Consider the following 24,758-nt stretch of genomic DNA (forward strand, 5'->3'; position numbering starts at 1 on the left):
CACTGTGCAGGCCCGTGGGCTTGCTGCGAGTTCAGGGGCTGCATCACGGGATCAGCCGAGCAGCAGCAGGGCCAGGATCAGGGCGGCGCCCATCCCCATGGAGGCTGCATACCAGCGCAACTTGCCGGAAACGGTCCAGGCCAACAGCTGGTGGCCACTCTGTGCCAGCCAGGCCGGCAGGTTCATCATCCAGTCCAGCGGATCCTTGCCGAGCAGCCGGGTCGCCAGCAGATACGGCTTGACCCACAGCTGATCGTAAAGCCAGTCAAAGCCCCAGGCGTTGAACCAGAGAGTGCTGAGCAACTTGCCCGGCGCGCTGTTGGCCACGCTGCTGGCCAGACGGCGCTCGCCCAGGAACAGGAAGGCGGCCAGGGCAATGCCGGCGATGGCGATGACGGCAGAGGTGATCTCCAGCCCATGGCGCCCCTCTTCGATGTGATCCCCCGGACCTGCCGGCAGTACCCCCGCCAGCGGCGGCACGATCAGGGCGCCGATACCGGTGGAGAGCACCAGCAGGACCAGCAGCGGCAGCTGATGGGCCAGACCGTGGCCGGCGTGAGCCTGGGTCTGCTCCTTGCCGTGGAAGGCGATGAAGATCAGGCGGAAGGTGTAGAGGGAGGTGAGGAAGGCACCACCCAGACCGGCCCACAGCAGGGCGCTCTGGCCGCTGGCCTGCACCTGCCACAAGATGGCGTCTTTACTGTAGAAACCGGCGGTCACCAGCGGCAGCGCGGCCAAGGCCGAGCCCCCTACCAGGAAGCAGGCATAGACCAGCGGCAGGCTCTTGCGCAGGCCTCCCATCTTGAAGATGTTCTGCTCGTGGTGGGTCGCGACGATCACGGCACCGGCGGAGAGGAACAGCAGCGCCTTGAAGAAGGCGTGGGTCATCAGGTGGAAGATGGCCCCTTCCCAGGCGCCAACACCGAGGGCCAGGAACATGTAGCCGATCTGGCTCATGGTGGAGTAAGCCAAGATCCGCTTGATGTCGGTTTGCACTAGGGCCGCAAAGCCTGCCAGCACCAGGGTGATGGCACCGACCAGCGCCACCAGATGCAGGATCTCGGGGGCCAGCAGGAACAGGCCGTGGGTACGGGCGATGAGATAGACACCGGCGGTCACCATGGTGGCCGCGTGGATCAGCGCCGAGACCGGGGTCGGGCCCGCCATCGCATCCGCCAGCCAGGTTTGCAGCGGCAGCTGGGCCGATTTGCCGACGGCGCCGCCAAGCAGCATCAGACAGGCAAACGACAGGGCAGGGGAGCCCTCGGTAAACATCAGCGGTGCGCGTACCAGCAACTCGTGAATGTTGAGGGTACCCAGCTCGCGGTAGAGGACAAACAGACCGATGGCGAGAAACACGTCGCCGACCCGGGTCACCACGAACGCTTTGAGGGCGGCAGCGCCGTTGGCCGGGTTGCGGTAGTAGAAGCCGATCAGCAGGTAGCTGCACAGCCCCACCCCTTCCCAGCCGAGGTAGACGAACAGCAGGTCATCAGCCAGCACCAGAAACACCATGCTGGCGATGAACAGGTTGGTGTAGGTGAAGAAGCGCGAATAGCCCTCTTCTCCGCGCATGTACCAAGAGGCGAACAGGTGGATGAAGAAACCCACCCCGGTGACCACGCCGAGCATGGTCAGCGACAGGCCGTCCAGCGCCAGGCGGAAGGTCGGGGTGAAGTTACCCATCGTTATCCACTGCCACAGGGTCTGGGTATAGACGCCGCCCGTTGGCATGGTGTTGAGGAAATCGATGCCGACCCACAGGGTAGTGAGGGCCGACAGCCCTATGCTGCCGACGCCGATGAGCGCAGCAGTGCGCTCGCCGAAACGACCGATGGAGAAGGCCAGCACCAGCCATCCCAGCAGCGGAAACAGAAAAGTCAGGTATAGGAGGCTCATCCGCGCATCTCGCTCACAGTGTCCACGTTGAGGGTGTGGTAACGACGATAGAGCAGCAGTAACAGGGCGAGGCCGATACTGGCCTCCGCTGCCGCCAGAGAAATCACCAGTATGTACATGATCTGGCCATCAGCCTGGGCCCAGCGGCTGCCAGCCACCACGAATGCCAGTGCCGACGCGTTCATCATGATCTCGATACTCATGAGGATAAACAGCAAGTTGCGACGTATCAGCAGGCCGCACAGGCCGATACAGAACAGCACGGCAGCCAGCAGCAGGCCGTGTTCCATCGGGATTCCGTTCATCATTGACCTCCTTCTTGAGACGGATGTGCCGAGGCTTTTGGCACGGAGAGCACTTCCCCGCTCTTGTCTTCACGGCCCAGGTGATAGGCGGTGACCAGGCCTGCCAGTAGCAGGATGGAGGCAAGCTCCACCGCCAGCACGTAAGGACCGAACAGGGCAATGCCGACCGCTTTGGCACTGACGTCGGTCAGACCGAGTTCACCGCCGGTGACCCCGAGAATGCCGTAGGCCAGAAAACCCAGCAGAATGAGCGAAAGCAGGCCGGGGCCCACCCAGGTGGTGGGGGTGAGCCAGTTCTTTTCCTGATCCTGGGCCGAGCCCAGGTTCAGCATCATCACCACGAACACGAACAGCACCATGATGGCGCCCGCATAGACGATCACTTGCAGGGCGCCCGCGAAGGAGGCGCCCAGGCAGAAGAAGATCATGGCCACGGCGATGAGGGAGATAATGAGATTGAGCAGCGCGTGCATCGGATTGCTGGTGCTGATCACCCGCAGCGTGCTGTAAATGGCGACCAGGGCCGCGGCATAGAATGCCAGTTCCATGATTGACTCCTCAGGGCAGCAGGCTCTTGACATCGATGGGCTTGGCTTCGTTCTCGGCATCCCCTTTCGGCTTGCCGTCGATGGCCATCCCGCTCATGCGGTAGAAGTTGTAATCCGGATACTTGCCGGGGCCGCTTATCAGCAGATCTTCCTTCTCGTACACCAGATCCTGGCGGCGGTACTCGCCCATCTCGAAATCCGGCGTCAGCTGGATGGCGGTGGTGGGGCAGGCCTCTTCGCACAGGCCGCAGAAGATGCAGCGGGAGAAGTTGATGCGAAAGAACTCCGGGTACCAGCGACCATCTTCCCGCTCGGATTTCTGCAGCGAGATGCAGCCGACCGGGCAGGCCACCGCACACAGGTTGCAGGCCACGCAGCGCTCGTCGCCATCCGGATCGCGAGTCAGCACGATGCGGCCGCGATAGCGGGGCGCAGCATAGACGGCCTGTTCCGGATAGTTGAGGGTCTCGCGGGGGCTCCAGGCATGGGAGAACACCATGCCCAGGCTGCGCAATTGGGTGCCGACACCCTTGATGATGTTAATAATTTTCATAGTCGTGCCTCACTGCACATTCATCAGCACCACAGCCCGTACCGGCTGCATCCCGAGCGGGATGCAGGGCGGCGGGCAAGCAGACGTTCCAGCCAAACGGCATCACAATTTTTCTGTCCATTGCGGCCTCACTGCGCATTCATCAGCACCACTGCGCCGGTGACCAGCATGTTGAGCAGGGTCAGCGGCAGGCAGACTTTCCAGCCAAACGACATCACCTGGTCAAAGCGCGGGCGGGGCAGGGAGGCCCGCAGCAGGATGAAGAACACCATGAAACAGGCGGTCTTCAGGGCAAACCAGATGAAGGGCGGCAGCCAGGGGCCGTGCCAGCCACCGAAGAACAGGGTCACGATGAGCGAAGAGATCAGCACGATGCCAATGTACTCGCCCACGAAGAACAGACCCCATTTCATGCCCGCATACTCGATGTGATAACCGTCGGCGAGCTCCTGCTCGGCTTCCGGCTGGTCAAACGGATGGCGGTGGGTGACGGCGACGCCGGCAAACAGGAAGGTGATGAAGCCCAGGATCTGGGGGATCACGTTCCACAGTCCTGCCTGGGCTTCCACGATATCCCGCAGGTTGAAGCTGCCGGTCTGGATGACGATGCCCATCAAGGAGAGGCCCAGGAACACCTCGTAGGAGAGGGTCTGAGCCGAGGCGCGCAGGCTGCCGAGCAATGAATACTTGTTGTTGCTCGACCAGCCGGCGAACAGCACGGCGTAGACCGCCAGTCCCGCGATGGCCAGGATGTAGAGCAGCCCCACGTTGAGGTCCGCCACGCCCCAGGTGGGGGTGATCGGCACCACCGCAAACGCCAGAATGAAGGCGGTGAAGGCGATGATGGGGGCCAGCACGAAGATCCGGCGATCGGCGAACGGCGGGATCCAGTCCTCCTTGAAGAACATCTTGATCATGTCGGCCGCCAGCTGCAGCAGGCCGAAGGGGCCTACCCGGTTGGGGCCGTAACGATCCTGCCACAGCGCCAGCAGACGGCGCTCGATGAAGCTCATGAAGGCGCCGGCCCCCACGATCCCCACCAGCACGATCAATGCCTTGCCGATTTCCAGCAACAGATCGATCAGAGAGTCACTCATGCGATGGCCTCCTGCAGGTTAGCGAGATATTGCTGGTGCAGGGCGGTCGGCAGACCGTTGACACCAAGCGGCAGGCCCACCAGACCCGCAGTCAGATGCTCGCTCAGACGCAGGGCCAGTCGCCAGTGGTGGCCACCCCAGGAGAAGGCGACCTGGCTGCCGGCACTGAGGGCGAGACGGTTGGCGTCGGCCGGGTTCAGTACCAGCACGGGCTCGCTCATGCGGGCCTGGATGACGGGGCTTCTGGCAGACAGCTCTTCGCCGCCAAACAGCTGGTCATAGCTCACTACCTGCAGCGCCTCTTTGGCGCTGAACGGGGCGGGGACGGTGTCGAACCAGCCGAGGCTGTCCTCGCCCGCTTCCAGCAGACGGCGACCGGGATCCCCAGCGCGCAGGTTGCCACCCACTTCATCCTGGAACTTGTTCCAGGCGGACGGGGAGTTCCAGCCCGGTGCCCAGGCGAACGGCACCTGTTGCAGCGGCTGGCGGGCACCGGCGTAGCCTTCCATGGAGAAGTTGAAGGGCGAGTCGGGATCCTGGGCGACTCTGGGTTCGCTCACGTTCTGATCCGCCAGCATGGAGGTGCGGCCACTGTAGCGGTGCGGCTCGCGAGCGAGCTTCATGCCACGGATGCGCAGACCCGCGTTGGGAGCGGCTTCGCGCATGCTGGTCAGCAGTGGGGCGCTGGCGGCGCAGGCACTGCTCACCTCGTCGAAAGTGTTCCAGCGCAGCGGTTTGCGATCCAGCACGCCTTGCAGGGCGGCCAGCCAGCGCCAGCTCTCGCGCACCTGAATGTCGGCGTCGTAGAAGGCTGGGGCATAAACCTGGAAGAAGCGCTGGGCGCGGCCTTCCATGTTGATGAGGGTGCCGTCGGCCTCGGCGAAGCTGGCGGCAGGCAGCACCAGGTTCGCCTTCTGGGCTGTGCCGGTGTCCTGATGGTCGACTACCAGCAGGTGCTGCAGACGGTCGATGGCGGCATCGACACGGCTGCACGGTGCGCGGCGGTAGAGATCGTTCTCGAGCATCACCAGCGCGAGCTTCTCCTCTCTTTCGATACGCTCGAGGGCGGCTTCCAGCGGGGCGGCATTGCCGGCCAGCATGGCCAGCCCCAGGCTGTTGGTCTCCTGAGCGACCAGTGCGAGCTCCACGGCCTGGCCACGGCCCTTGAGGGCGCGGGCGATGTTGCTGGCCGCCTCGAGCAGCGCCTGGCTGCGGGCACCGGTGCCGGCGATGATGAGCGGCTTCTTGGCGTTGCCGAGCAGCGCGGCCCAGCTGGCGGCCAGGGCCTGCTGCTCGGGGGCGAGATCGGTCAGGGCAGGGGCGCTGCCATCGAGCAGATGGGCGATGGCGAAGCCCAGGCGCGCCTGATCCGCGTGGGGGGCGTGCAGGGTGCCGCTCGCCACGTCATCCAGTCGGGTGCTGTCCAGGCTGGTGATCAGCAGCGGGTAGCGCTCGTTCTGGGCCAGGGTCTGCACCGCGGCGACCTGCCACAGGTCCACCTTCAGCTTGCGGGCGATTTCGCGGCCCTTGCCCTTGACGGCCTGACGCAGGGCCAGGGCGATGCGGGCGGCGGTCTGGGTGACATCCTCGCCGAGCACCAGCACGGCGTCGGCCTCTTCCATGTCGCGCAGGCTGGGGGTGCGCACGCCACCGTGCTGCAGGATCTGCAGCATCTTCTGCAGGCATTCCCATTCGCTTTGCTCGACACCGCTGTAGAAGTTGGCGGCTCCCACCAGTTCGCGCAGGGCGAAGTTGCTCTCAAGCGACGCGCGGGGCGAGCCGATGCCGATGACGCCGGCGGCGGTGCGCAGGGCATCGGCGGCCCGGTTCAGGGCACCGTCTACCGTGATGGCCAGCTTGTCACTGCCATCCTGCAGCAGGGGCTGGCGCGGGCGGTCGGTCAGATTGACGTGGCCGTAGCCGAAGCGGCCGCGGTCGCACAGGAAGTAGTGGTTGAGGGCACCGTGATAGCGGTTCTCGATGCGGCGCAGCTCGCCATAACGCTCACCCGGGCTGATGTTGCAGCCAACCGAGCACCCTTGGCAGATGCTGGGGGCGAACTGCATGTCCCACTTGCGGTTGTAACGCTCGGAGTGGGTCTTGTCGGTGAACACACCGGTGGGGCAGACCTCCACCAGGTTGCCGGAGAACTCGCTCTCCAGGGTGCCATCCTCGACCCGGCCGAAGTAGACGTTGTCGTGGGCGCCGTAGACCCCGAGATCCTCGCCGCCGGCGTAGTCCTTGTAGTAACGGACGCAGCGATAGCAGGCGATGCAGCGGTTCATCTCGTGGTTGATGAAGGGGCCCAGATCCTGATTCTGGTGGGTGCGTTTGGTGAAACGGTAGCGACGGCTGTTGTGGCCGGTCATCACCGTCATGTCCTGCAGGTGGCAGGAGCCACCCTCTTCACACACCGGGCAGTCGTGGGGGTGGTTGGTCATCTGCCACTCCACCACCGTCTTGCGGAACTCCTTCGCCTCTTCATCCTCGATGGAAATATAGGTGCCATCGGTGGAGGGGGTCATACAGGACATGACCAGGCGGCCGCGCTTGTCGTCGGCATTCTGATACTGTTTCACCGCACACTGGCGGCAGGCGCCGACGCTACCGAGCGCCGGGTGCCAGCAAAAATAGGGGACGTCCAGACCAAGGGACAGACAGGCTTGCAGCAGGTTATCTGCCCCGTCTACCTCGTACTCTTTACCGTCTACATGAATGGTGGCCATACAACTTCCCTGACTTCAATGAGATAAATTCTTTGGCTCGCGCCGGTTCAGCGGGCCCGCGGCGGGCACTCTGCATGCCTTACCAGCGCTCGCCCAGCAGGTTGGGCTGGATACCCTTGAGCTGCTTGCGATTATCCTGCGGCGCCTTGACGCCGGCCTCGAATTCCGACCGGAAATACTTCATCGCACTGCCCAGCGGCTCAATGGCGCCAGGGGCATGGGCGCAGAAGGTCTTGCCTGGGCCGAGGAAGCTGACCAGCTGCTCCAGGGTGGCGAGATCTCCTGGCTGACCCTCGCCCCGCTCCAGCGCGCGCAGCAGTTTGACGCTCCAGGGCAGGCCGTCGCGGCAGGGAGTACACCAGCCGCAGGACTCGCGGGCGAAGAACTCTTCCATGTTGCGCAGCAGGGAGACCATGTTGATGCTGTCATCCACCGCCATGGCAAGGCCCGTGCCCATCCGGGTGCCGACCTTGCCGATGCCGCCGGCGTACATCTGGGCATCCAGGTGCTCGGGCAGCAGGAAGCCGGTACCGGCACCGCCCGGTTGCCAGGCTTTCAGGCGATAGCCGGGCTTCATGCCGCCGGCATAGTTTTCGAACAGCTCGCGGGCGGTGATGCCAAACGGCAGCTCCCACAGGCCGGGGTTGTTGACCTTGCCGGAGAAGCCCATCAGCTTGGTGCCGTGATCTTCCGACCCCGGCAGCGCCAGCCCCTGATACCAGGCCACACCGTTGCCGATGATGGCGGGCACGTTGCACAGGGTCTCGACGTTGTTGACGCAGGTGGGCTTTCCCCAGACGCCGGAAACGGCGGGGAAGGGGGGTTTGGCGCGCGGGTTGGCGCGGCGCCCTTCCAGGGAGTTGATGAGCGCCGTCTCTTCGCCGCAGATGTAACGACCCGCGCCGGTATGGATGAACAGCTCGAAGTCAAAGCCCGAGCCCAGGATATTCTTGCCGAGCAGACCGGCAGCCTTGGCCTCTTCGACCGCACGGCGCAGGTTGGCCGCGGCATCGACGTACTCGCCGCGCAAAAAGATGTAGCCACGGTAGGCCTTGAGGGCCTTGGCCGAGATGATCATCCCCTCGATCAGCAGGTGGGGCAGCTGCTCCATCAACAGCCGATCCTTGTAGGTGTTCGGCTCCATCTCGTCGGCGTTGCAGAGCAGGTAACGGATGTTCATGCTCTCGTCTTTGGGCATCAGGCCCCACTTCACGCCGGTGGAGAAACCGGCGCCGCCGCGACCCTTGAGACCGGCATCCTTGACGGTGCCGACGATCTCGTCCGGGCTCATCTGGCCCAGTGCCTTGCGGGCCGCATCGTAACCCTGCTTGCTCTGGTATTCATCCAGCCAGACCGGCTGGCCGTCGTCGCGCAGCCGCCAGGTGAGGGGATGGGTCTCGGCCGCGCGGGCGATGCGATTGGCGGTACCAAGGGATGCCAGACTCATGGGTAAGCCTCCAGGGTCTTGAGCAGGCTGACGGCGTCGAGCCCACCGTAGGTGTCATCGTCGATCATCAGCGCCGGCCCCTTGTCGCAGTTGCCGAGGCAGCAGACCGGCAGCAGGGTAAAACGGCCGTCGGCGGAGGTCTGGCCGGGGGCCAGATCCATCACCTCTTTCAGGCCGGCCAGCAGTTGTTCGTGGCCATTGATGTAGCACACCATGCTGTCGCAGACGCGGATGATGTGGCGACCGACCGGCTGGCGGAAGATCTGGCTGTAGAAAGTGGCGACCCCCTCCACGTCGCTGGCGGGGATGCCAAGCTCGGCGGCGATGGCGTGGATGGCACCGTCAGGTACCCAGCCGCGGGCCTGCTGCACTATCTTGAGCGCTTCAATGCTGGCGGCACGGGGATCTTCGTAGTGGTGTTTCTCATGCTCGATGGCATCGCGTTCTGCCTGGCTCAGGACGAAATCGTTCCCCTTGCCCTGGCATGAACTCTGTCCCTGCGGGGACTGATTGTGTTGGCACTGACATTGCTGGCTCATGGCTTAACCTTTTGTGGCTTGTCCTTTTTGTCGTGTAACGGGTCTTGGTAACAGCCGTTACTCAACGGTCCACATCCGACATAACGAAATCGATACTGCCCAGATAGACGATGAGGTCCGACACCATCTGGCCACGGATCACCGAGGGGATCTGTTGCAGGTGAGCAAAGCTCGGGGTGCGGATCCGGGTCCGGTAGCTCATGGTGGAGCCATCGCTGGTCAGGTAATAACTGTTGATCCCCTTGGTCGCCTCGATCATCTGGAAGGACTCGGCGGCCGGCATGACCGGGCCCCACGACACTTGCAGGAAGTGGGTGATCAGGGTCTCGATGTCCTGCAGGGTGCGCTCTTTGGGTGGCGGCGTGGTGAGCGGGTGATCCGCCTTGAACGGCCCTTCCGGCATGTTCTTCATGCACTGTTCGATGATGCGCATGCTCTGGCGCACCTCCTCGATGCGCACCAGGGCGCGATCGTAGGCATCGCCGTTGGCGCCGACCGGCACTTCGAACTCGAACTGATCGTAGCCGGAGTAGGGGCGCCACTTGCGCACGTCGAAGTTGAGGCCGGTGGCGCGCAGACCGCCGCCCGTGGTGCCCCAGGCCAGTGCTTGCTCTGTGTTGTAGGCGGCGACGCCGATGGTGCGGCCACGCAGTATGCTGTTGCGCATGGCGGCCTTCTCATAGTCCATCAGTCGCTTGGGCAGCCAGCTCAGCAGGTTGTCTTGCACCAGCCGCTGCCAGCCGACGGGCAGATCATGGGCCACGCCGCCGATGCGGAACCAGGCCGGATGCATACGGGCGCCGGTGATGGCCTCGATGATGGTGTAAATCCGCTGCCGGTCGGTGAAGGTGAAGAAGACCGGGGTCATGGCACCCACGTCCTGAATATAGGTACCGATGAACAGCAGGTGACTCTGGATGCGGAACAGCTCAGCCAGCATCACCCGGATCATGTCGACCCGCTGTGGCACCTTGATGCCGGCCAGCTTCTCGACTGCCAGCACGTAGGGCAGGTTGTTCATGACGCCCCCTAAGTACTCGACCCGGTCGGTGTAGGGGATGTAGCTGTGCCAGGACTGGCGCTCGCCCATCTTCTCGGCCCCGCGGTGGTGATAGCCGATGTCGGGCACGCAGTCGCGGATCTCCTCGCCATCGAGTTGCAGCACCAGACGGAAGGCACCGTGTGCGGAGGGGTGGTTGGGGCCGAGGTTCAAGAACATGTAGTCCTCATTCTCGTTGCCGCGACTCATGCCCCACTCTTCCGGTTTGAACAGCAGGTTGTCCTGCTCCTGATCCTGTTTGACCGCATCGAGCATGAAGGGATCGAATTCGGTGGCGCGCGCCGGATAATCCTTGCGCAGCGGGTGACCCTGCCAGCTCTTGGGCATCATGATGCGGGTCAAGTGGGGGTGACCATCGAAATTGATGCCCATCAGATCCCACACTTCCCGTTCATACCAGTTGGCGTTGGGGAAGTGGCGGCTGACGGTGGGTAGCGTCAGGTCACCCTCCTTGAGCGGCACCTTCAACATCAGGTCGGCGTTGCGATCGATGGAAATGAGGTGATAGAAGACGGTGAAGTCGCTGTCGGGCAGGTCGTGGCGATGGCTGCGCATCCGCTCGTCGGTGGCGCTGAGATCGAACAGCATCACGAACGGGGAGGGGAGCTTGCGCAGGAAGCCCATGACATCCAGCAGCAGCTCGCGGGAGAGCCAGACCACCGGCACGCCGGTGCGGGTATTCTGGATGGTGAAACGTTCGGCACCGAAATGGGCGAACAGCTCGCCGATCACCTGAGCGTCTTTGTGATCACTCGGTTGCCACTGGGCCATGGCGTAGTTGCTGGGGAATTCTCGAGTCAGTTTCATGGTCAGATCTCATCCGGCGTGCGCAGGTTGGTGACGTTGATCCGCTCGCCACGCTTGCGGTCCTTCTCGGCAGGCATTTGGGGGCGATAGATACCCTGATCGCCAACCACCCAGGAGAGCGGACGGCGCTCCTTGCCGATGGAGTCCTGCAGCAGCATCAGCGCCTGCAGGAATGCCTCGGGACGGGGCGGACAACCCGGAATATAGACGTCGACCGGCAGGAATTTGTCGACGCCCTGAACGACCGAGTAGATGTCGTACATGCCGCCGGAGTTGGCGCAGGCACCCATGGAGATGACCCACTTGGGTTCGAGCAGCTGTTCATACAGACGCTGGATGACGGGGGCCATCTTGATGAAGGGGGTACCGGCGATCACCATGAAATCGGCCTGGCGCGGTGAGGCACGAATGACTTCGGCACCGAAACGGGCCACATCATGGGGGGAGGTGAAGGCGGTACACATCTCTACGTAGCAGCAGGAGATGCCGAAGTTGTAAGGCCAGAGGGAGTTCTTGCGGCCCCAGTTGACAGTGTCTTGCAGCACCTCTTCGAGGCGCCCGATCATGATGCCGCGTGAGGCCTCTTGAGCCAGGGGATCCTCGACGGTCTGGCGCTGTTCCTGGGGGTAGCGCTCAACGGGCGCATCTGGGTCGATCCGGGTCAGGGTGTACTTCATGGTGCAACCTCAAAGGGATAATCAGTAATTCAGTCTGGCTTCTTGTCGGTCAGGACGCGCTTTTTCGGTGCCCAGTCGAGGGCGCCAATGCGCCACAGGTAGACGAGTCCTACCAGCAGCAGGGAGATAAAGATGGTGGCTTCGATGAAGCCGACCCAGCCGCTTTCCCGAACGGAGACGGACCAGGCGAAGAGGTAGAGTGCCTCGACGTCGAAGATGACGAAGAACATGGCAACCAGATAAAACTTGGCGGAGAAGCGTAGACGGGCATTGCCCACCGAATCGACGCCAGATTCGAAGGGTTTGTTCTTGGCACGACCATAGGCTCGACCACCCAGCAGGGCGGCAAGGCCGATCATGGTCAGGCAGATGCAGATGGCCCCAACTACATAGACAGCAAAAGCCCAATGCTGGACAGCAATATCAGCAAACATAGGAGTTTTCCCTAACCGAATTAATCACGCGACTTAACAAGGATGTTACGTATTATGCCACTTTCGTACTGATTTACATGTCATTTCAAAGGATTAATTATTAATCAGCGGGAGGAAAATCGTATTTTGCTAGCGGAGTCAATGTTCCTATTTGAGAATCATTTTCAATCGCTTTTAGGGTGAGGCGGAAATGGCGGGATCGTGTGAAAAATAAACTAATCGTGAAATGAGAGACCCCGCCAGGCGGGGTCTGCTCGATCAGGGTTTGAGGATGGGTAGCGCCTGTTCGGCCGCCTTGCCCTGGGAGAGGGTGATCTCGACCCGGCGGTTAGCCTGACGATGCTCGGCTGTGTCATTGGGATAGCGGGGCTGGGCATCCGCGACCCCCTGGGCGATGACCCGGGTGGCATCGAGTTTGGGGTTGGTCAGCAAGGTGTGCACGATGGAAGCGGAGCGCAATACCGACAGTTCCCAGTTGCTGCGATAGAGCTCTACCGGGGCCTGGGAATTGTCGGTGTGGCCGGTGACCACCACCTTGCCCGGAATGTCAGCCAGAATGCCGGAGATCTTGTTGACCAGCGGGATGAACTGGGGCTGCAGGAAGGCGGAGTCAGCCGGGAACAGCGCCTTTTCACCGATGCGGATCACCAACTGGCTGCCCAGTTGTTCCACCTCCAGATCCTTGGATTCAATCTGTGCCTTGAGCTGCTGCTCGAGTTTCTTTTTGGTGACCTGCACCCACTCCTGCTCCTTGGTCTTGTGAGGCCATGACTCCGTTGCACTCGGCTTTTCCGCGGCGCCTATGGTCTCGTTGAAGGGATCCGAGGCGGCCATGGGGGCATCCTTCTCCAATACCGTCTCTTTCTTCGGGCTGCTGGGGGTGGTCTTGGACTCGGGTTCCAGGATCCCGGTACCGCCCTGCATCACGGGGGAGCCCGCGGCAGGGGAGATGAGGCCAATTTTGCCCAGCGATTCGATGAAGCCCTGGATCAGCACCCGGGTTTCAGACTGCTTGGCCATGGCAAAGGAGTAGAGCACCACGAACAGGGCGAACAGCAGTGTCATGAAGTCGGCATAGGAGACCAGCCAGCGTTCGTGGTTCTCCGGTGCTTCAGCCTTTTTCTTTTTTGCCACCGTGGCCTCCGAGGTAGGGTTCGAGGGTGACTTGCAGGCGTTGCTGGGATTCGCCATCGACGATGCAGAGGATACCAGTCAGGGTCATCTCCTTGTAGTGACGAATATCATGGGCAAAGCCCTTGTAGCGGTTGCCGAAGGGCAGGAAGATCAGGTTGGCGGCACCCACCCCGTAGATGGTGGCGATAAAGGCCACCGCGATGGCGCCACCCAGCTTGTCAGGGGCATCCAGCAGGCCCATGGCGTGGATCAGACCAAACACCGCCCCCACGATCCCCATGGTCGGGCAGTAGCCGCCCATGGCTTCATAGAATTTGACGCTTTGCTCGAGATCTTCTTGCTCGAACTCTATCTCGTTCTCCAGCACCTCGTGGATCTTGGTCTTCTCGTAGCCATCGACCATCATCTGCACCCCTTTTTGCAGGAAGGGATCCTTGATCTCGTCGATCATGCCTTCGAGGGCCAGCATGCCACTGCGTCTGGCATTGCCGGCCAGGTTTTCCAGCAGTTCAGCCTGCTGCTGCATGTCGAGTTTGGGGGGCGCCAGCAGCCACTTGAAGCGTTTGAAGGTTTTACCGACGACAGAGAAAGGAAACTGGGTCAAGGCGGCACCTATGGTACCTCCGATCACGATGAGGAAGGCGGGCAGATCGAGCAGAGCGCTGGGATGGCCCCCCTCGATGATGTTACCGCCAAGGATACAAATTATTGCCAAAACAAGGCCAATCAAGCTCATTTTTTGGACGTCCCTGAATATTGATAATGGCTAGTGTAGCTATTTAAGTATCAGTTTTTCAAAATGATATCCAATCGATGAGCAATAAAGTCAGTGTCTTGACCTCGATGGACAGATCTCTTTCCCGGGTGGCAAGCAGCCGGGCCATGCAGGGAGTTTTACCGAAAAGAGGAGGGGGCTGTCGCGGGACTTTGACGGGAAGGGAGACCCGGCAGATCAGATTGCAAATGTTGGAAGACAAAAAACCGGCCACTGGACCGGTTTTTTTAGATTGGGTTGGGACGCTTTACCCCATGTGGTTTTTCCTTGTGGGCTGCGTTCAGTCGTTGATCACCGCAGGCAGCGTTGCTCGTACCCAACGAGGATGTTGCTTTCTTTCACGGGAGTCGCGCTTCTGAAAACCCCAAAAGCAAAAAACCGACCATCAGGTCGGTTCTTTAAAATTTGGCGGTGAGAGAGGGATGATTCACCACTGCGTGGCTCACCCCTTCGGGGTGGCCTGCGGCCGTTCATCGCAGCAAGCTGCTCTGCTCGAATCTGGCGAGGGTTCTCACCCTCCCTCTGTGGGCATCAGATTTGCTGTGCTCCCAGAAGCAAAAAACCGACCATCAGGTCGGTTCTTTAAATTTGGCGGTGAGGGAGGGATTCGAACCCTCGATACGTTGCCGTATACACACTTTCCAGGCGTGCTCCTTCAGCCACTCGGACACCTCACCAAATTTTCGCTCACAGCGCCGTTGCGCTGGAACGGGGCGTAATTTAGGGGAAAGGGCTGCCTGGGTCAACCACTTTTCCCCTTATTTTTCATAATCTTTATCGAACGCCTATCCCTTGAACAGAATGCCGGTTTTTTAAACCCGCTCAGGGCTTGGGGAGGATGATCAGGCTGTCCGGCAGCTCGTTCTGGTCGCGGGTGGCGGGGAAGGCGTCGGTCAGAATGGCGCTGGTCCGCTCGATGCACTCGAGGAAACCCTGTTCCACCTCTTTGTTGCGGACCCGGCGGGTGAAGTCATCGATGATCTCCTGCCACTGACCGTTGTCGATGTGCTGGGCGATGCCGTCATCCACCAGGATCTCCACGTAGTGCTCGGCCACCGAGACGAAGATCAGCACCCCCAGCCGATCCCGGGTACGATGCAACCCCTGTTCGACGAACTGCAGGCGTGCCATCAGGGCGGCCCTGTGCTGGCGAACCTGTTTGGGGATCAGGTACATCTTGATGGGGGTCCAGTGGAACAGGATGCTCAGCACCAGCCAGACCGACCACTGCACCAGCAGGATCTCGTACCAGCCGAGCCAGAAACCGAGCTCGAATACCAGCAGCGGGGTGAGCATGGCCAGCAGCGCTGCCCACAGGGTGGGGATGTAGCGATAGCCGTCGCTGGCGGGGGCCAGAACGGTCACCAGCTCGGCATCGGTTGCCTGCTCCGCCTGCTTGACCCTGGCCTGCAGCGTGTGAAAGAACTGTTTCGAAATCATGTGTCGTCTCTTAATCCCTGTTACCAACCACCGGAGGCACCGCCGCCGCCGAAACTGCCGCCCCCTCCGCTGAAACCGCCGCCACCACCAAAACCGCCACCGGAGCGACCGGCACCGAAGCCACCGGCGAGGTAAGCGGCGCGGCGCCGGCCACCTCTGCCGCCGCCACCACCACCACGCAGGTTGTGCAGCACGATCATCACTATCACCATCAGGATGAACAGCCAGGGCCCGCCCAGCTTATCCTTGCTGGCGTTGTCTACCGGTTTGTACTCGCCCGCCAAGGCCTGCATGATCGCCTGGCTGCCGGCGACCACCCCGGCCACCATGTCGCCGCGCTTGAACACGGGCAGGATCCGGGTCTGGATGATGTTAGCGGCGATGGCATCGGGCAGGGCGCCTTCCAGCCCGTAACCCACTTCGATGCGCACCTTGCGTTCATCCTGGGCGATCAGCAGCAGCACCCCGTTGTCCTTGCCCTTCTGGCCGATGCCCCAGTGACGGCCGAGCTGATAGCCGTACTCCTCGATGGTGTCGCCCGCCAGCGTGTCGATAGAGACCACCACCAGCTGAATGCCGCTGCGCTTCTCGAACGCCGCCAGCTGCTGGGTGAGCTGGTGGGCCTGCTTGCGGGACATCAGGTTGGCCTCGTCCACCACTCGCCCGCTCAAGGCGGGGAAGGTGGGGGCGGCGGATACCACAGTCGTCCACAACAGCAGGCAGGACAACAGGGCACGGATCACGCGCTTCATTGGAAGCTGACCTTGGGCGCCTCATCGGCACCGGGCTTGGCGCTGAACGTGGGTTTGGCCTCCAGATCCGAGTAGAGCAGCTTGGACCAGATGACGCCGGGGAAGGTACGGATCTCGGTATTGAACTGGCGTACCGCTTCTATGTAGTCGCGCCGGGCCACCGAGATACGGTTTTCGGTGCCTTCCAGCTGGGCCTGCAGGGTGAGGAATTGCTGATCCGCTTTGAGCTCCGGATAGCGCTCGACCACCACCATCAGCCGGGAGAGGGCGCCGGAGAGCTGGTTCTGGGCCGCTTCAAACTCCTTGAGCTGGGCGGGATCACTGACCTGCAGGCTGCCTACGCGGGCTCTGGCATCGGTCACCGCCTTGAGGGTCTCCTGCTCGTGGCTGGCGTAGCCCTTGACGGTGGCCACCAGATTGGGGACCAGATCGGCGCGGCGTTGATACTGGTTCTCGACCTGGCCCCAGCTCGCCTTGACCTGCTCATCCAGGGTCGGAATATTGTTCATGCCGCAACCGGTCAGGCCCAGCAGCAGGGTCATAACCAACAGGGACTGGGTCGCCCTCTGCCAGAGTGAAGTGGCCATCTTGTTGTTCTCCATTGACATTTTTTGCAGATAACAGCTCACCATACCAGCTTGTGGTCAACCGCCACAACGGGCGGGCAGCCTGGGTTTGTGGTAAGCCATCGAAACCTTGGGCAGTTGCGGCTTGTCTTTGAGCCAGGAGGCCAGCTCGGCGCCGCAGCCGTTGCCGGGCGGGATCGGCGCCTGAGGCTGGCAATCCGGGCTGCCGGCCGGGCAGCGCAGACGCACATGAAAGTGGCTGAAGTGGCCGACCCAGGGGCGCAATTTGGCGACCCAGGGTTCATCAGGCGCCCGTTTGCATACCTCGGCCTTGAGCACCGGGTTGATGAAGATGCGGGCGACCTCGGGCTTGCTGGCTGCCAGGCGCAGCAGGTTTAGCTGCTGGGGGCCGAAGCGCCCGGGCAGCACCCGGTAGCTGGGCTCATCGATCAGCGCCCACTCCTTGGGGGCATCCTGCTCCCATGTTGAGATGGGCTGGTTGGCCATGCGAAACCAGATGTCGGCGTCGAGGCCGGTCTGGTGGCTGCGGTGACCGGAGGTGAAGGGGCCACCGTGGGCCATGGCGAGATCGGCGATATAGAGATCCGGCATGCCGGCCATGCGGGTCTGGTTGGCCAGGGTGGTCAGGTAGGCGATGAGCTCGGGATGGCCGTAGTAGCGCAGTCGCTTGGTGCGGATCACCTGATAGCCGGGGCCGGTCAGCGGCAGTGCTACTCCATTTTTGAGGCAGCCGGCGGAGTAGCCGCCAATCGCTTCAGCCTGGTGGGGATGAGGTTCGGCAAGAAAGGCACTGGCCATGAAGAGCAGGGTGGTGGCAAGCATGAGACTCCCGACAAGCATGCGAATGGGCTCAGATGAAGAGAATGATACCAAGAGTCCGGTGAGGCCGTCACCCGATGAGCGAGCCCGGTTGCATCCCGGTGTCGGGCTCGCGCACAATGCGCGACAAAATTGGCGCATCCAGGGCGTGTAAACCCACAGGCAAGAGGAGAAGAGAATGAAGGTCAGTGAGCTGGTGAACAAAGAGGGACTGGTCTGGCTGATGCCCCCTGCTCGTCGTTTCTATCCAGTGATGGTGGTGCTGTTGCTGGCGAGCCTGGTCACCGTGCTGGCCGCCGTTGGCCTGGGTTATCCGCATATGGGCTTGCTGCCCTGGGTAGGGCTGGTGTTTGGCGGCATAGTGCTGCTGATGATGATACTGCCTCGCAGCTGGCAGCGTTGGCGGCTGGCGGAGTTGGCCTGGGACGAGACGCACCTTTACCTGCTCAGTGGCAGCAGTGATCGGGCACAGGCCCTGCCAAGATCGGTACTGGTCGGGGTCGAGCGGGATCGCAAGGTGGGCCACGATGGTCAGTGGCTGGCCTTCAGCCTGGATCTGGCGCTGAACGATGAGCAGCTGGCGGCCGCCACCGGGCTGATGGGGTTGAGTCGGGAAGGTACCCATGTCGTGGCGCCCGGCATCTATCGCTTTGGCTTTAAGCGAGCCTGGCATGGTCGACGCACGCTGCAGGGGCTGCTGGATACCCTGCTCCCCATATGAGCTGACTATTTTCTCGACAATCTTCCCCAAAGCTCAGATACTGCCAGTGACTCGAATTGATCTTGCCCGTTCTGTTCACCCAAGAGATCAATGACTTGAATGAACCGTACGGGGGAGTGCCCAGGCATGTGCCCTGGCAGGTCCGGCATGGGGGTTGTGCCCTTACCTTTGTGTTGGTGATTGGATAGAGAAGGCACCTTGAATCGAGAGTGGATGGCATGAAGATTTACGTAGGTAATCTGTCGTACCGGATGACGGCCGACGAACTGACAACCGTGTTCAGCCAATTTGGGCAGGTAGACAAGGTCGATATCATCATCGATCGCGATACCGGTCAGTCCAAGGGGTTTGGCTTCATTGAAATGCCTGTCAATGGCGAGGCTGAAAAGGCCATCGCCGGTTTGCATGGCACCGAAATCGGTGGCCGTACCATCACAGTCAACCAGGCCAAGCCGAAGACAGATGCACCACGTGGTCGCCCCCAGCGTCATCGCTGAGCTGCCTCGATAACGCAAAACGGCATGGGTTTCCCCCATGCCGTTTTTGTTTCTGGCGTTTGCCGGATGAATCAGGGCACGTCGTAGCCGAGCGCCGCCTTGCGGATGCGGAACCACTGCTGACGATTGAGGACGATGGATTCAGCGGCCACGGCGGCGGTGATGCGCTCCCGTTTGCCGGAGCCTATCAGCGGCAGCGGCTGGCTTGGCAGCATCATGACCCAGGCGTAGACCACCTGTTCGATCTGTTCAGCACCCACTTCCTGGCGGATCTGCTCGAGCTCGGCGCGCAGCGGGGCATATTCGGGGGCCTGGAACAGGCGCCCGCCACCGAGGCAGGACCAGGCCATCGGCTTGATGCGCAGTTGCTGGCATTGGTCCAGGGTACCGTCCAGGGTGGTGCTCTGGTTGAGCGGCGAGATCTCCAGCTGATTGGTCACCAGCGGGAAGGGCAGACGCGACTGCAGCAGCTCGAACTGGCGAGGGGTGAAGTTGGAGACCCCGGCATGCTTGATCTTGCCCGCCTGCTTGAGGGTAATGAAGGCATCGGCCACTTCGTCGGCATCCATCAGGGGATCCGGGCGGTGGATCAGCAGCAGATCCAGGTGGTCGGTGGCGAGCTTTTGCAAGGAGGCCTCGGCACTGGTGATGATGTGCGCCTTGCCGGTGTTGTAGTGATTCAGCGCGTGTTCCGGCTTGGCGGTGAGGGCGATGCCGCACTTGCTGACGATCTCCATCCGGCTGCGCAGAGAGGGTTCAAGGCGCAGGGCGTTGCCGAAGGCCTCTTCGCACTGGTAGCCACCATAGATATCGGCGTGATCGATGGTGGTGACCCCCAGCTCCAGGTGGTACTTCATCAGATCCAGCAGGGCGCTCGGGGAGAGTTGCCACTCCATCAGGCGCCAGTAACCCATGATGAGGCGAGAGAAGGTCGGGCCCTGTGGATGCAGGGAGAGGCGGGATACGGACATGGTGGCTCCTTGGCGGATAAGGGAAAAATGCTGCCAGCATCTTGGTCTCTTCTGGCTGGCAAGGCAATAATGCGGCTTTTGTTAATTCGAACTTTGGTTCTGAAGGGGAAGGAAATGAACGGTTTTGCCGAGCGCTTGCAGAGCCTGATCGGGACGGGCAGCATCAGTGCCTTTGCCCGCAAGGTGGGGTTGAGCGAGGCCCTGATCCGTAAATATCTGAAAGGGGCCGAACCCGGCCTTGGCAAGGCCAACCAGATTGCCATGGCCGCCAACTGCTCGCTGGAGTGGCTCGCCACCGGCTGCGGCTACCTTTATCGGCAGGCGGAAGTGGTGGACAGAGAAGCGCTGAGCGCCGCCGGCACTCTGTTGCAAGAACAGTTGCCGCAGCAGCGTCTGCCCGCAGAAGACGAGCTGGTTACCCTGCTCGCCTATTACCAGTTCTTGCGCAGTCACAAGCAGGCTGACGGATTTCTGGATCTGGCGCGGGCACGCGAGTTTGGCAAACACCTGCATGAGGCGTGAGCCTGAATGGGGATGGCCGGGCAACGGCCGGGGATTATTCTGATACCCTCTAAAGCAGATGAGGGCAGCGGGGAGAGGGTGATGGGCTATCTGATCTTGGGCAGCGGCGGATTGGGCACGGCGCTGGCACATGAGCTATCCGCCCGTGGCGAGGAGCTGGTGCTGGCCGGCAGGCAGCTGCCCAAGGGCGTGGATCCCGCCTGCTATTTCCCGTTGCAGGAGGTGGATGTGCTCTCCTTCGATGCCCTGTTCACCCTCTATGACACGGCGCCGTTGCCGAGCGTGGTGATCAACACCATCGGCCTGCTGCACGACATCAACTTCATGCCGGAGCGGCGGGTGGAGGAGGTCAACCCCAGGTGGTTGTGCGACAGCCTGCTGGCCAACGCCTGGCCGCAGCTGGCTCTGGCCGCCTGCCTGAGCCGCCGAATGACGGTGGATGCCTGCCTCTGGCTCTGCACTCTCTCCGATCTGGCCGGCAGTCTTGGCGCCAACGAGACGGGCAGTCGTTACAGCTACCGGATGAGCAAGGCGGCACTGAACATGGGGGCAAGAACGCTGGCCCACGAGTGGCGAGAACGCTTCCCCGCCGCCGGGGTTGTCACCGTGCATCCGGGGCTGATGGCCACCCCCATGAATCAACCCTTCCTCGATGAACTGGCGGCCGAGACCTTGCAGGATCCGGCGCTGGTGGCGCCGCGTCTGCTTGATCTCATCAACCAATTGTCGCCGGCCCAGTCCGGCGGCTTCCTCGACCTGCAGGGCCAGCCGCTGCCCTGGTAAGCCGTCACCGGCTTCACATTCCGGAAACGGCCCGCTTGCCAAGCCAGCTCCTGCTGGCTAACGTCATCCTCCTGCTTCAGGAGGGATGTCATGCGCTATATCGATTTACGAAGTGATACGGTCACCCAGCCCACGGATGCAATGCGTCAGAGCATGTTGCATGCCGAGGTGGGGGATGATGTCTACGGGGAAGATCCCGGCGTCAATGCACTGGAGGCCCGCGGGGCCGAGCTGCTTGGCAAGGAGGCCGCACTGTTTGTCCCCTCGGGCACCATGTCCAACCTGCTGGCGGTGATGAGCCATTGTCAGCGGGGGGAGGGCGCAATCGTCGGCCAAGGGGCCCACATCTATCGCTATGAGGCACAGGGGAGCGCCGTGCTGGGCTCGGTCGCGCTGCAGGCGGTGCCCATGCAGGCCGACGGTTCGCTGGCAGTGGCCGATGTCGCCGCGGCGATCGCCCCTGATGATGCCCATTTTGTGCAGACCCGGCTGGTCTGCCTTGAAAACACCCATAACGGCAAGGTGCTGCCTCTTCATTACCTGCAGGCGATGCGCAAGTTCGTCGACGAACGCGGGCTGCAACTGCATCTGGATGGTGCCCGTTTGTTCAACGCCGCCGTGGCGAGCGGCCATGGGGTAGACGAGCTGGCCGAACCCTTTGACAGCATTTCCATCTGCCTCTCCAAGGGGCTGGGAGCACCGGTAGGGTCGCTGCTGGTGGGCTCTCGCGTCTTCATCGACCGCGCCAGACGGCTGCGCAAGATGCTGGGTGGTGGCATGCGCCAGGCGGGGATCCTGGCTCAGGCCGGTCTGTTTGCCCTTGATCAGCATGTGGCCCGGTTGGCGGACGATCACCGCCGTGCCAGACGGCTGGCCGAAGGGTTGGCCGTATTGCCCGGCATCGAGCTGGATCTCGCGCTGGTGCAGACCAACATGGTATTTCTGCGGCTGGTGAAAGGGGACGGCGAGGCGCTGCTCGCGTTCATAAAGGAGCGGGGGATCCTCTTCTCCGGTTACGGTGAGATGCGGCTGGTGACCCATCTGCAGATCACCGATGACGACATCGACGAGGTGATCGATGCCTTCACCGAGTACCTTGCCGCACGTTAAGGTTCACTCAATAAAACAGGGCGCCAAGGCGCCCTGTTTTATTGTTGAGAAGAAAGCGGGTCACGCCTGGCGCTGGCCGCTCATCAGCATGGCCTCGTCGGTGGCGTCGTAGATCATTACCGCGATGTGAGTCACCTGACCGCCAAAGTCGGCCAGCGGCACCAGCGTCAGGTTCTGGAACATGTGGGGGGCTGAGCCGGTGATCGGGCGGTAGTTGGAGAAGCGCAGCAGATAGGGTTTCTGCTCCCAGGTGCTGAAGGCGCGGTTGTTGAGCTTGAACACCATGTTGGCCTTGCGCTCGAACCAGGCCCGATCCACATCGGGGAAGAGTTCGAACAGCACGCCATCGCGCACCTCGCCGGCCAATCGGCCGCTGTGGCTCTCCATGAAGCCGTTCCACACCTGCACCTTGTACTCCTTGTCGAGCACCACCAGCCCCACGTCCAGGTTCTGGACTATGTTCATCAGCCAATGAAATTCACGGATTTCCATGGTCACTCCTAGAGCATGTGCATGATTTTGTTGTTCATGGTGGCGATGGAATCTTCGGTAAACAGCAGCAGCAGATCGCACTGCACCGCGTAATCCTGGACCCGGTAGTTGATCTCGATGGCCAGGGTACGGCGCCAGCGGCTCTTGTTGGTGTTGATGAGCTCGTTGATGGGCCTGTGCTGGCCGAGTACCACAGGGTGGCCCTGACTGAAGGGGGTATCGAGCTGGCTGGCATAACCGCGCAAAAAGGCGCCGATCAGCACGTTGGCAGTATCCATCAAGAGTTCCAGTTCGGCGTTGCGATCGAGCACGCCCTGATGGTTCATCAGCCGGGCCAGATCCTTGAAACTGGAATCGTGGAACAGGATCAGCGCCTCGCCGGCGATGCCGGCGCCGATGAAGCCCTGGCAGACGGCGGAGAGGGTATCCGAGTCGGCGGCGGCCGAGAGGGCCATGTGCAGCTCGGACACTTCCAGCACGTTGACGTTGGGAATGGGCAGCACCACGAAGGCGTTGAGCAGGCGGGCCAGCAGGTCGGCGGCCTGGCCCATGGAGACGTTGGCGAGCTCCTGATAGACGTCGCGCACTTCAGGGCTGATCTTGATGCCAGTATCCAGACTGCCGACATCACTGACACTCTGGCCAGCGGGCCGGATGTCATGTGCAGTGGCGGCACCTTTGGCCTGCCACAGCTCATGCTGTTTCAGCAGGGCGCTGAGGGTTTCCGGTGCGGCGGGTTTCTTGATGAAATCAAGTGCTCCCAGCCCCATCACCCGCTGATAGGCTTCCGGCTGGATATCGCCGGAGACCACGAAGACCTTGTTGCGCAGCCCCTCCCGCTGGAGGGTCTCCAGCACGCCGTAGCCATCCATTTCCGGCATGGTCAGGTCGAGAAAGATCAGATCCCCATGACCCATCAGCACCTGCTCTATCCCTTCCAGCCCGTTGGCGGCGTAATGCAGCGTCACGTCCCAGTCGGCGGGAAGGGCGCGGGCCAGCTGTTTACGGGCGAATCCTGAGTCATCACATATCAATACATTCATAGTGTTAGGCTGGCCTGGTCAACGAGGATTGCTATAAGTGTGGCCCGCCAACGGTCAGATGCAATGGGACAGGCTGGTCGCCGGTGAAAATTGATTGTCCCATTGGCGATTCCGGTAGCGCGCTGAATATTTTTCAACAAATTCAGCGAACATCTTAACACGCAGCGGGGCAAACTGAGGCTGGCAGCGCAACATATAGAAGGGTCGGTTGCCGGTTTTCCAGTCGGGCAGTACCGGGACCAGCTGCTCATCCTGCAGGAAGGGATGCACGTAGTGGAGCGGGGCATTGACGATCCCCAGGTGGCGCCTGGCTGCCCGGACGGCAGCCTGGGTCTGGTTGACGGTCAGTTTGGCGGTGCGCTTGATCTGTACCGTCTGCTCGTCCCGATCGGTCAACTGCCAGTGCTGGTGTGGCCAGCAGTAGATCAGCGCGTGCTCTTCCAGCTGGGCGGGATGTGCCGGAGTACCCATCTTCTCCAGATAGAGCGGGGAGGCAAACAGGCCGTATTCGATGTGGCCAAGGCAGAGTGCATTGGGCAAGGACTGCGGCAGCTCGCCGTTGAAGAACACCAGATCCCGATCGTTGTCGAACAGATGCTGGTGGTCGTTGGTCTGGGTAATGTCGAACTGCACCTCGGGGTAGTGCAGGCCAAAGTCCGCCAGCATGTCGACCAGAATGGTGTTGGAGAGGGCGATGGGGGCCGCCAGACGGATCACCCCGTTGATGTCGGCCTCTTTGCCCTGGATCTCGCCGGTGGCCTGCTCGATCGCAGCCAGCGGGGTACACAGGCGCTCGTAGTAGCGCAGCCCTTCGTCGGTGAGGCGGAGTTTGCGGGTGGATCTGTGTAGCAAGGAGCAGCCGAGCTGCTCTTCCAGCTGAGAAATACGTCGACTGATGGTGCCGGTTGGCATGCCCAGTGCGGCAGCCGCGTGGGAGAAGCCTCCCTCTTGCACCACCTTGACGAACAGATAGAACTCTTCGATGTACTTCATAAGCGGTGTTCTGGGTGTAACAAGCCA

Annotated in this window: 26 protein-coding genes, 1 tRNA gene and 1 other RNA gene; 5 read left to right on the forward strand and 23 right to left on the reverse strand. The window is 61.8% G+C overall.

The genetic code is table 11. From position 1 onward, the window contains the following. Positions 1–51: 51 nt before the first annotated feature. The 19 genes from nuoL to mepA form a co-directional block, all read right to left on the reverse strand. Positions 52–1,899 (reverse strand): NADH-quinone oxidoreductase subunit L, encoded by a 1,848-nt coding sequence (gene nuoL / locus R2E40_RS08900; RefSeq protein ID WP_318165257.1) that lies wholly within the window; start codon positions 1,897–1,899, stop codon positions 52–54. Then, positions 1,896–2,204 carry an NADH-quinone oxidoreductase subunit NuoK gene (gene nuoK, locus R2E40_RS08905; RefSeq protein WP_005299823.1) on the reverse strand — a complete coding sequence of 103 codons (309 nt, stop codon included), beginning with the start codon at positions 2,202–2,204 and terminating at the stop codon, positions 1,896–1,898. Before nuoK ends, nuoL begins: the two co-directional genes overlap by 4 nt. After that, complete coding sequence (nuoJ, locus tag R2E40_RS08910) at positions 2,204–2,752, reverse strand: NADH-quinone oxidoreductase subunit J (RefSeq protein WP_011705659.1); 549 nt, start codon at positions 2,750–2,752, stop codon at positions 2,204–2,206. Before nuoJ ends, nuoK begins: the two co-directional genes overlap by 1 nt. A 10-nt stretch (positions 2,753–2,762) precedes the next feature. Then, positions 2,763–3,305, reverse strand: coding sequence for an NADH-quinone oxidoreductase subunit NuoI (gene nuoI / locus R2E40_RS08915; RefSeq protein WP_011705660.1), 543 nt, complete (start codon positions 3,303–3,305; stop codon positions 2,763–2,765). Between the two features lie 128 nt (positions 3,306–3,433). Beyond that, positions 3,434–4,402 carry an NADH-quinone oxidoreductase subunit NuoH gene (gene nuoH / locus R2E40_RS08920; RefSeq protein WP_011705661.1) on the reverse strand — a complete coding sequence of 323 codons (969 nt, stop codon included), beginning with the start codon at positions 4,400–4,402 and terminating at the stop codon, positions 3,434–3,436. Then, the gene (gene nuoG / locus R2E40_RS08925; RefSeq protein WP_318165258.1) at positions 4,399–7,128 is read right to left on the reverse strand and encodes an NADH-quinone oxidoreductase subunit NuoG; all 2,730 of its coding nucleotides are present in this window, start codon (positions 7,126–7,128) and stop codon (positions 4,399–4,401) included. The genes nuoH and nuoG overlap by 4 nt, the downstream gene beginning before the upstream one ends. Before the next feature lie 79 nt (positions 7,129–7,207). Further along, the gene (gene nuoF / locus R2E40_RS08930; protein WP_318165259.1) at positions 7,208–8,575 is read right to left on the reverse strand and encodes an NADH-quinone oxidoreductase subunit NuoF; all 1,368 of its coding nucleotides are present in this window, start codon (positions 8,573–8,575) and stop codon (positions 7,208–7,210) included. After that, positions 8,572–9,114: an NADH-quinone oxidoreductase subunit NuoE gene (nuoE, locus tag R2E40_RS08935; protein ID WP_029303307.1), complete on the reverse strand. Its 543-nt coding sequence runs from the start codon at positions 9,112–9,114 to the stop codon at positions 8,572–8,574. Before nuoE ends, nuoF begins: the two co-directional genes overlap by 4 nt. Before the next feature lie 61 nt (positions 9,115–9,175). Then, positions 9,176–10,981: an NADH-quinone oxidoreductase subunit C/D gene (gene nuoC, locus R2E40_RS08940; RefSeq protein WP_041218270.1), complete on the reverse strand. Its 1,806-nt coding sequence runs from the start codon at positions 10,979–10,981 to the stop codon at positions 9,176–9,178. Between the two features lie 2 nt (positions 10,982–10,983). Then, a complete protein-coding gene (locus tag R2E40_RS08945; RefSeq protein WP_005299840.1) occupies positions 10,984–11,658 on the reverse strand; it encodes a NuoB/complex I 20 kDa subunit family protein in 675 nt (224 codons plus the stop codon). 29 nt (positions 11,659–11,687) lie between these two features. Beyond that, a complete protein-coding gene (locus R2E40_RS08950; RefSeq protein WP_016350419.1) occupies positions 11,688–12,092 on the reverse strand; it encodes an NADH-quinone oxidoreductase subunit A in 405 nt (134 codons plus the stop codon). A 258-nt stretch (positions 12,093–12,350) separates the two neighbouring features. Continuing rightward, complete coding sequence (locus tag R2E40_RS08955) at positions 12,351–13,226, reverse strand: flagellar motor protein MotB (RefSeq protein WP_253626727.1); 876 nt, start codon at positions 13,224–13,226, stop codon at positions 12,351–12,353. Beyond that, positions 13,204–13,962: a flagellar motor protein gene (locus tag R2E40_RS08960; protein WP_065477944.1), complete on the reverse strand. Its 759-nt coding sequence runs from the start codon at positions 13,960–13,962 to the stop codon at positions 13,204–13,206. The genes R2E40_RS08955 and R2E40_RS08960 overlap by 23 nt, the downstream gene beginning before the upstream one ends. A gap of 445 nt (positions 13,963–14,407) precedes the next feature. Then, a non-coding RNA gene (locus R2E40_RS08965) (RtT sRNA) lies at positions 14,408–14,536 on the reverse strand. Between the two features lie 54 nt (positions 14,537–14,590). Then, positions 14,591–14,678: transfer RNA gene (locus R2E40_RS08970), tRNA-Ser, on the reverse strand. 145 nt (positions 14,679–14,823) lie between these two features. After that, positions 14,824–15,441 carry a TPM domain-containing protein gene (locus R2E40_RS08975; RefSeq protein ID WP_042064353.1) on the reverse strand — a complete coding sequence of 206 codons (618 nt, stop codon included), beginning with the start codon at positions 15,439–15,441 and terminating at the stop codon, positions 14,824–14,826. Between the two features lie 20 nt (positions 15,442–15,461). Continuing rightward, positions 15,462–16,193 (reverse strand): TPM domain-containing protein, encoded by a 732-nt coding sequence (locus R2E40_RS08980; RefSeq protein WP_318165260.1) that lies wholly within the window; start codon positions 16,191–16,193, stop codon positions 15,462–15,464. Further along, the gene (locus tag R2E40_RS08985; RefSeq protein WP_016350422.1) at positions 16,190–16,795 is read right to left on the reverse strand and encodes a LemA family protein; all 606 of its coding nucleotides are present in this window, start codon (positions 16,793–16,795) and stop codon (positions 16,190–16,192) included. The genes R2E40_RS08980 and R2E40_RS08985 overlap by 4 nt, the downstream gene beginning before the upstream one ends. A 42-nt stretch (positions 16,796–16,837) precedes the next feature. Further along, entirely contained in the window at positions 16,838–17,602 is a 765-nt protein-coding gene (gene mepA / locus R2E40_RS08990) for a penicillin-insensitive murein endopeptidase (RefSeq protein WP_180807310.1), read from the reverse strand. 175 nt (positions 17,603–17,777) lie between these two features. Here mepA and R2E40_RS08995 point away from each other — a divergent pair, with 175 nt between their 5' ends. Together R2E40_RS08995 and R2E40_RS09000 are read left to right on the forward strand one after the other, a co-directional pair. Continuing rightward, positions 17,778–18,320: a hypothetical protein gene (locus tag R2E40_RS08995; protein ID WP_318165261.1), complete on the forward strand. Its 543-nt coding sequence runs from the start codon at positions 17,778–17,780 to the stop codon at positions 18,318–18,320. A 218-nt stretch (positions 18,321–18,538) separates the two neighbouring features. Then, positions 18,539–18,817 (forward strand): RNA recognition motif domain-containing protein, encoded by a 279-nt coding sequence (locus R2E40_RS09000; protein ID WP_026080382.1) that lies wholly within the window; start codon positions 18,539–18,541, stop codon positions 18,815–18,817. A gap of 71 nt (positions 18,818–18,888) precedes the next feature. Here R2E40_RS09000 and R2E40_RS09005 read toward each other — a convergent pair whose 3' ends face one another. Next, complete coding sequence (locus R2E40_RS09005; RefSeq protein WP_318165262.1) at positions 18,889–19,788, reverse strand: aldo/keto reductase family oxidoreductase; 900 nt, start codon at positions 19,786–19,788, stop codon at positions 18,889–18,891. 114 nt (positions 19,789–19,902) lie between these two features. Between R2E40_RS09005 and R2E40_RS09010 the strand changes: the two genes are divergently transcribed. The 3 genes from R2E40_RS09010 (at position 19,903) to ltaE (ending at position 22,203) form a co-directional block, all read left to right on the forward strand. Beyond that, a complete protein-coding gene (locus R2E40_RS09010) occupies positions 19,903–20,310 on the forward strand; it encodes a helix-turn-helix transcriptional regulator (protein ID WP_318165263.1) in 408 nt (135 codons plus the stop codon). Positions 20,311–20,391: 81 nt separating this feature from the next. Beyond that, positions 20,392–21,093, forward strand: a complete 702-nt coding sequence (locus tag R2E40_RS09015; protein WP_318165264.1) for a short-chain dehydrogenase — start codon at positions 20,392–20,394, stop codon at positions 21,091–21,093. Positions 21,094–21,183: 90 nt separating this feature from the next. After that, entirely contained in the window at positions 21,184–22,203 is a 1,020-nt protein-coding gene (gene ltaE / locus R2E40_RS09020) for a low-specificity L-threonine aldolase (RefSeq protein ID WP_318165265.1), read from the forward strand. Positions 22,204–22,263: 60 nt separating this feature from the next. On the opposite strand, the gene R2E40_RS09025 is transcribed toward ltaE, so the two are convergent. Genes R2E40_RS09025 through R2E40_RS09035 form a run of 3 tightly spaced genes read right to left on the reverse strand, consistent with a single transcriptional unit; the run spans position 22,264 to position 24,731 of the window. Then, complete coding sequence (locus R2E40_RS09025) at positions 22,264–22,695, reverse strand: PAS domain-containing protein (protein WP_005346525.1); 432 nt, start codon at positions 22,693–22,695, stop codon at positions 22,264–22,266. Positions 22,696–22,703: 8 nt separating this feature from the next. Further along, a complete protein-coding gene (locus R2E40_RS09030) occupies positions 22,704–23,738 on the reverse strand; it encodes a response regulator (RefSeq protein ID WP_039214923.1) in 1,035 nt (344 codons plus the stop codon). A gap of 54 nt (positions 23,739–23,792) precedes the next feature. Next, on the reverse strand, positions 23,793–24,731 hold the full coding sequence (locus R2E40_RS09035; RefSeq protein WP_011705681.1) for a LysR family transcriptional regulator: 939 nt from the start codon (positions 24,729–24,731) through the stop codon (positions 23,793–23,795). Between the last annotated feature and the right edge of the window lie 27 nt (positions 24,732–24,758).

Source organism: Aeromonas sp. CD, assembly GCF_033349375.1.
Lineage (GTDB): Bacteria > Pseudomonadota > Gammaproteobacteria > Enterobacterales > Aeromonadaceae > Aeromonas > Aeromonas hydrophila.

Bases quoted from the DNA above. Each gene is read 5' to 3' on its own strand.
- R2E40_RS08995 (WP_318165261.1), top strand. From the start codon at position 17,778: ATGAAGGTCAGTGAGCTGGTGAACAAAGAGGGACTGGTCTGGCTGATG.
- R2E40_RS08980 (WP_318165260.1), bottom strand. From the start codon at position 16,193: ATGAAGCGCGTGATCCGTGCCCTGTTGTCCTGCCTGCTGTTGTGGACG.
- nuoK (WP_005299823.1), bottom strand. From the start codon at position 2,204: ATGAACGGAATCCCGATGGAACACGGCCTGCTGCTGGCTGCCGTGCTG.
- R2E40_RS08950 (WP_016350419.1), bottom strand. From the start codon at position 12,092: ATGTTTGCTGATATTGCTGTCCAGCATTGGGCTTTTGCTGTCTATGTA.
- nuoL (WP_318165257.1), bottom strand. From the start codon at position 1,899: ATGAGCCTCCTATACCTGACTTTTCTGTTTCCGCTGCTGGGATGGCTG.
- R2E40_RS09025 (WP_005346525.1), bottom strand. From the start codon at position 22,695: ATGGAAATCCGTGAATTTCATTGGCTGATGAACATAGTCCAGAACCTG.
- nuoJ (WP_011705659.1), bottom strand. From the start codon at position 2,752: ATGGAACTGGCATTCTATGCCGCGGCCCTGGTCGCCATTTACAGCACG.
- R2E40_RS08960 (WP_065477944.1), bottom strand. From the start codon at position 13,962: ATGAGCTTGATTGGCCTTGTTTTGGCAATAATTTGTATCCTTGGCGGT.
- nuoI (WP_011705660.1), bottom strand. From the start codon at position 3,305: ATGAAAATTATTAACATCATCAAGGGTGTCGGCACCCAATTGCGCAGC.
- ltaE (WP_318165265.1), top strand. From the start codon at position 21,184: ATGCGCTATATCGATTTACGAAGTGATACGGTCACCCAGCCCACGGAT.
- R2E40_RS09035 (WP_011705681.1), bottom strand. From the start codon at position 24,731: ATGAAGTACATCGAAGAGTTCTATCTGTTCGTCAAGGTGGTGCAAGAG.
- nuoG (WP_318165258.1), bottom strand. From the start codon at position 7,128: ATGGCCACCATTCATGTAGACGGTAAAGAGTACGAGGTAGACGGGGCA.
- nuoH (WP_011705661.1), bottom strand. From the start codon at position 4,402: ATGAGTGACTCTCTGATCGATCTGTTGCTGGAAATCGGCAAGGCATTG.
- R2E40_RS09030 (WP_039214923.1), bottom strand. From the start codon at position 23,738: ATGAATGTATTGATATGTGATGACTCAGGATTCGCCCGTAAACAGCTG.
- mepA (WP_180807310.1), bottom strand. From the start codon at position 17,602: ATGCTTGCCACCACCCTGCTCTTCATGGCCAGTGCCTTTCTTGCCGAA.
- nuoF (WP_318165259.1), bottom strand. From the start codon at position 8,575: ATGAGTCTGGCATCCCTTGGTACCGCCAATCGCATCGCCCGCGCGGCC.
- R2E40_RS09005 (WP_318165262.1), bottom strand. From the start codon at position 19,788: ATGTCCGTATCCCGCCTCTCCCTGCATCCACAGGGCCCGACCTTCTCT.
- R2E40_RS08975 (WP_042064353.1), bottom strand. From the start codon at position 15,441: ATGATTTCGAAACAGTTCTTTCACACGCTGCAGGCCAGGGTCAAGCAG.
- R2E40_RS09000 (WP_026080382.1), top strand. From the start codon at position 18,539: ATGAAGATTTACGTAGGTAATCTGTCGTACCGGATGACGGCCGACGAA.
- R2E40_RS08985 (WP_016350422.1), bottom strand. From the start codon at position 16,795: ATGGAGAACAACAAGATGGCCACTTCACTCTGGCAGAGGGCGACCCAG.
- R2E40_RS08945 (WP_005299840.1), bottom strand. From the start codon at position 11,658: ATGAAGTACACCCTGACCCGGATCGACCCAGATGCGCCCGTTGAGCGC.
- R2E40_RS09015 (WP_318165264.1), top strand. From the start codon at position 20,392: ATGGGCTATCTGATCTTGGGCAGCGGCGGATTGGGCACGGCGCTGGCA.
- nuoC (WP_041218270.1), bottom strand. From the start codon at position 10,981: ATGAAACTGACTCGAGAATTCCCCAGCAACTACGCCATGGCCCAGTGG.
- nuoE (WP_029303307.1), bottom strand. From the start codon at position 9,114: ATGAGCCAGCAATGTCAGTGCCAACACAATCAGTCCCCGCAGGGACAG.
- R2E40_RS09010 (WP_318165263.1), top strand. From the start codon at position 19,903: ATGAACGGTTTTGCCGAGCGCTTGCAGAGCCTGATCGGGACGGGCAGC.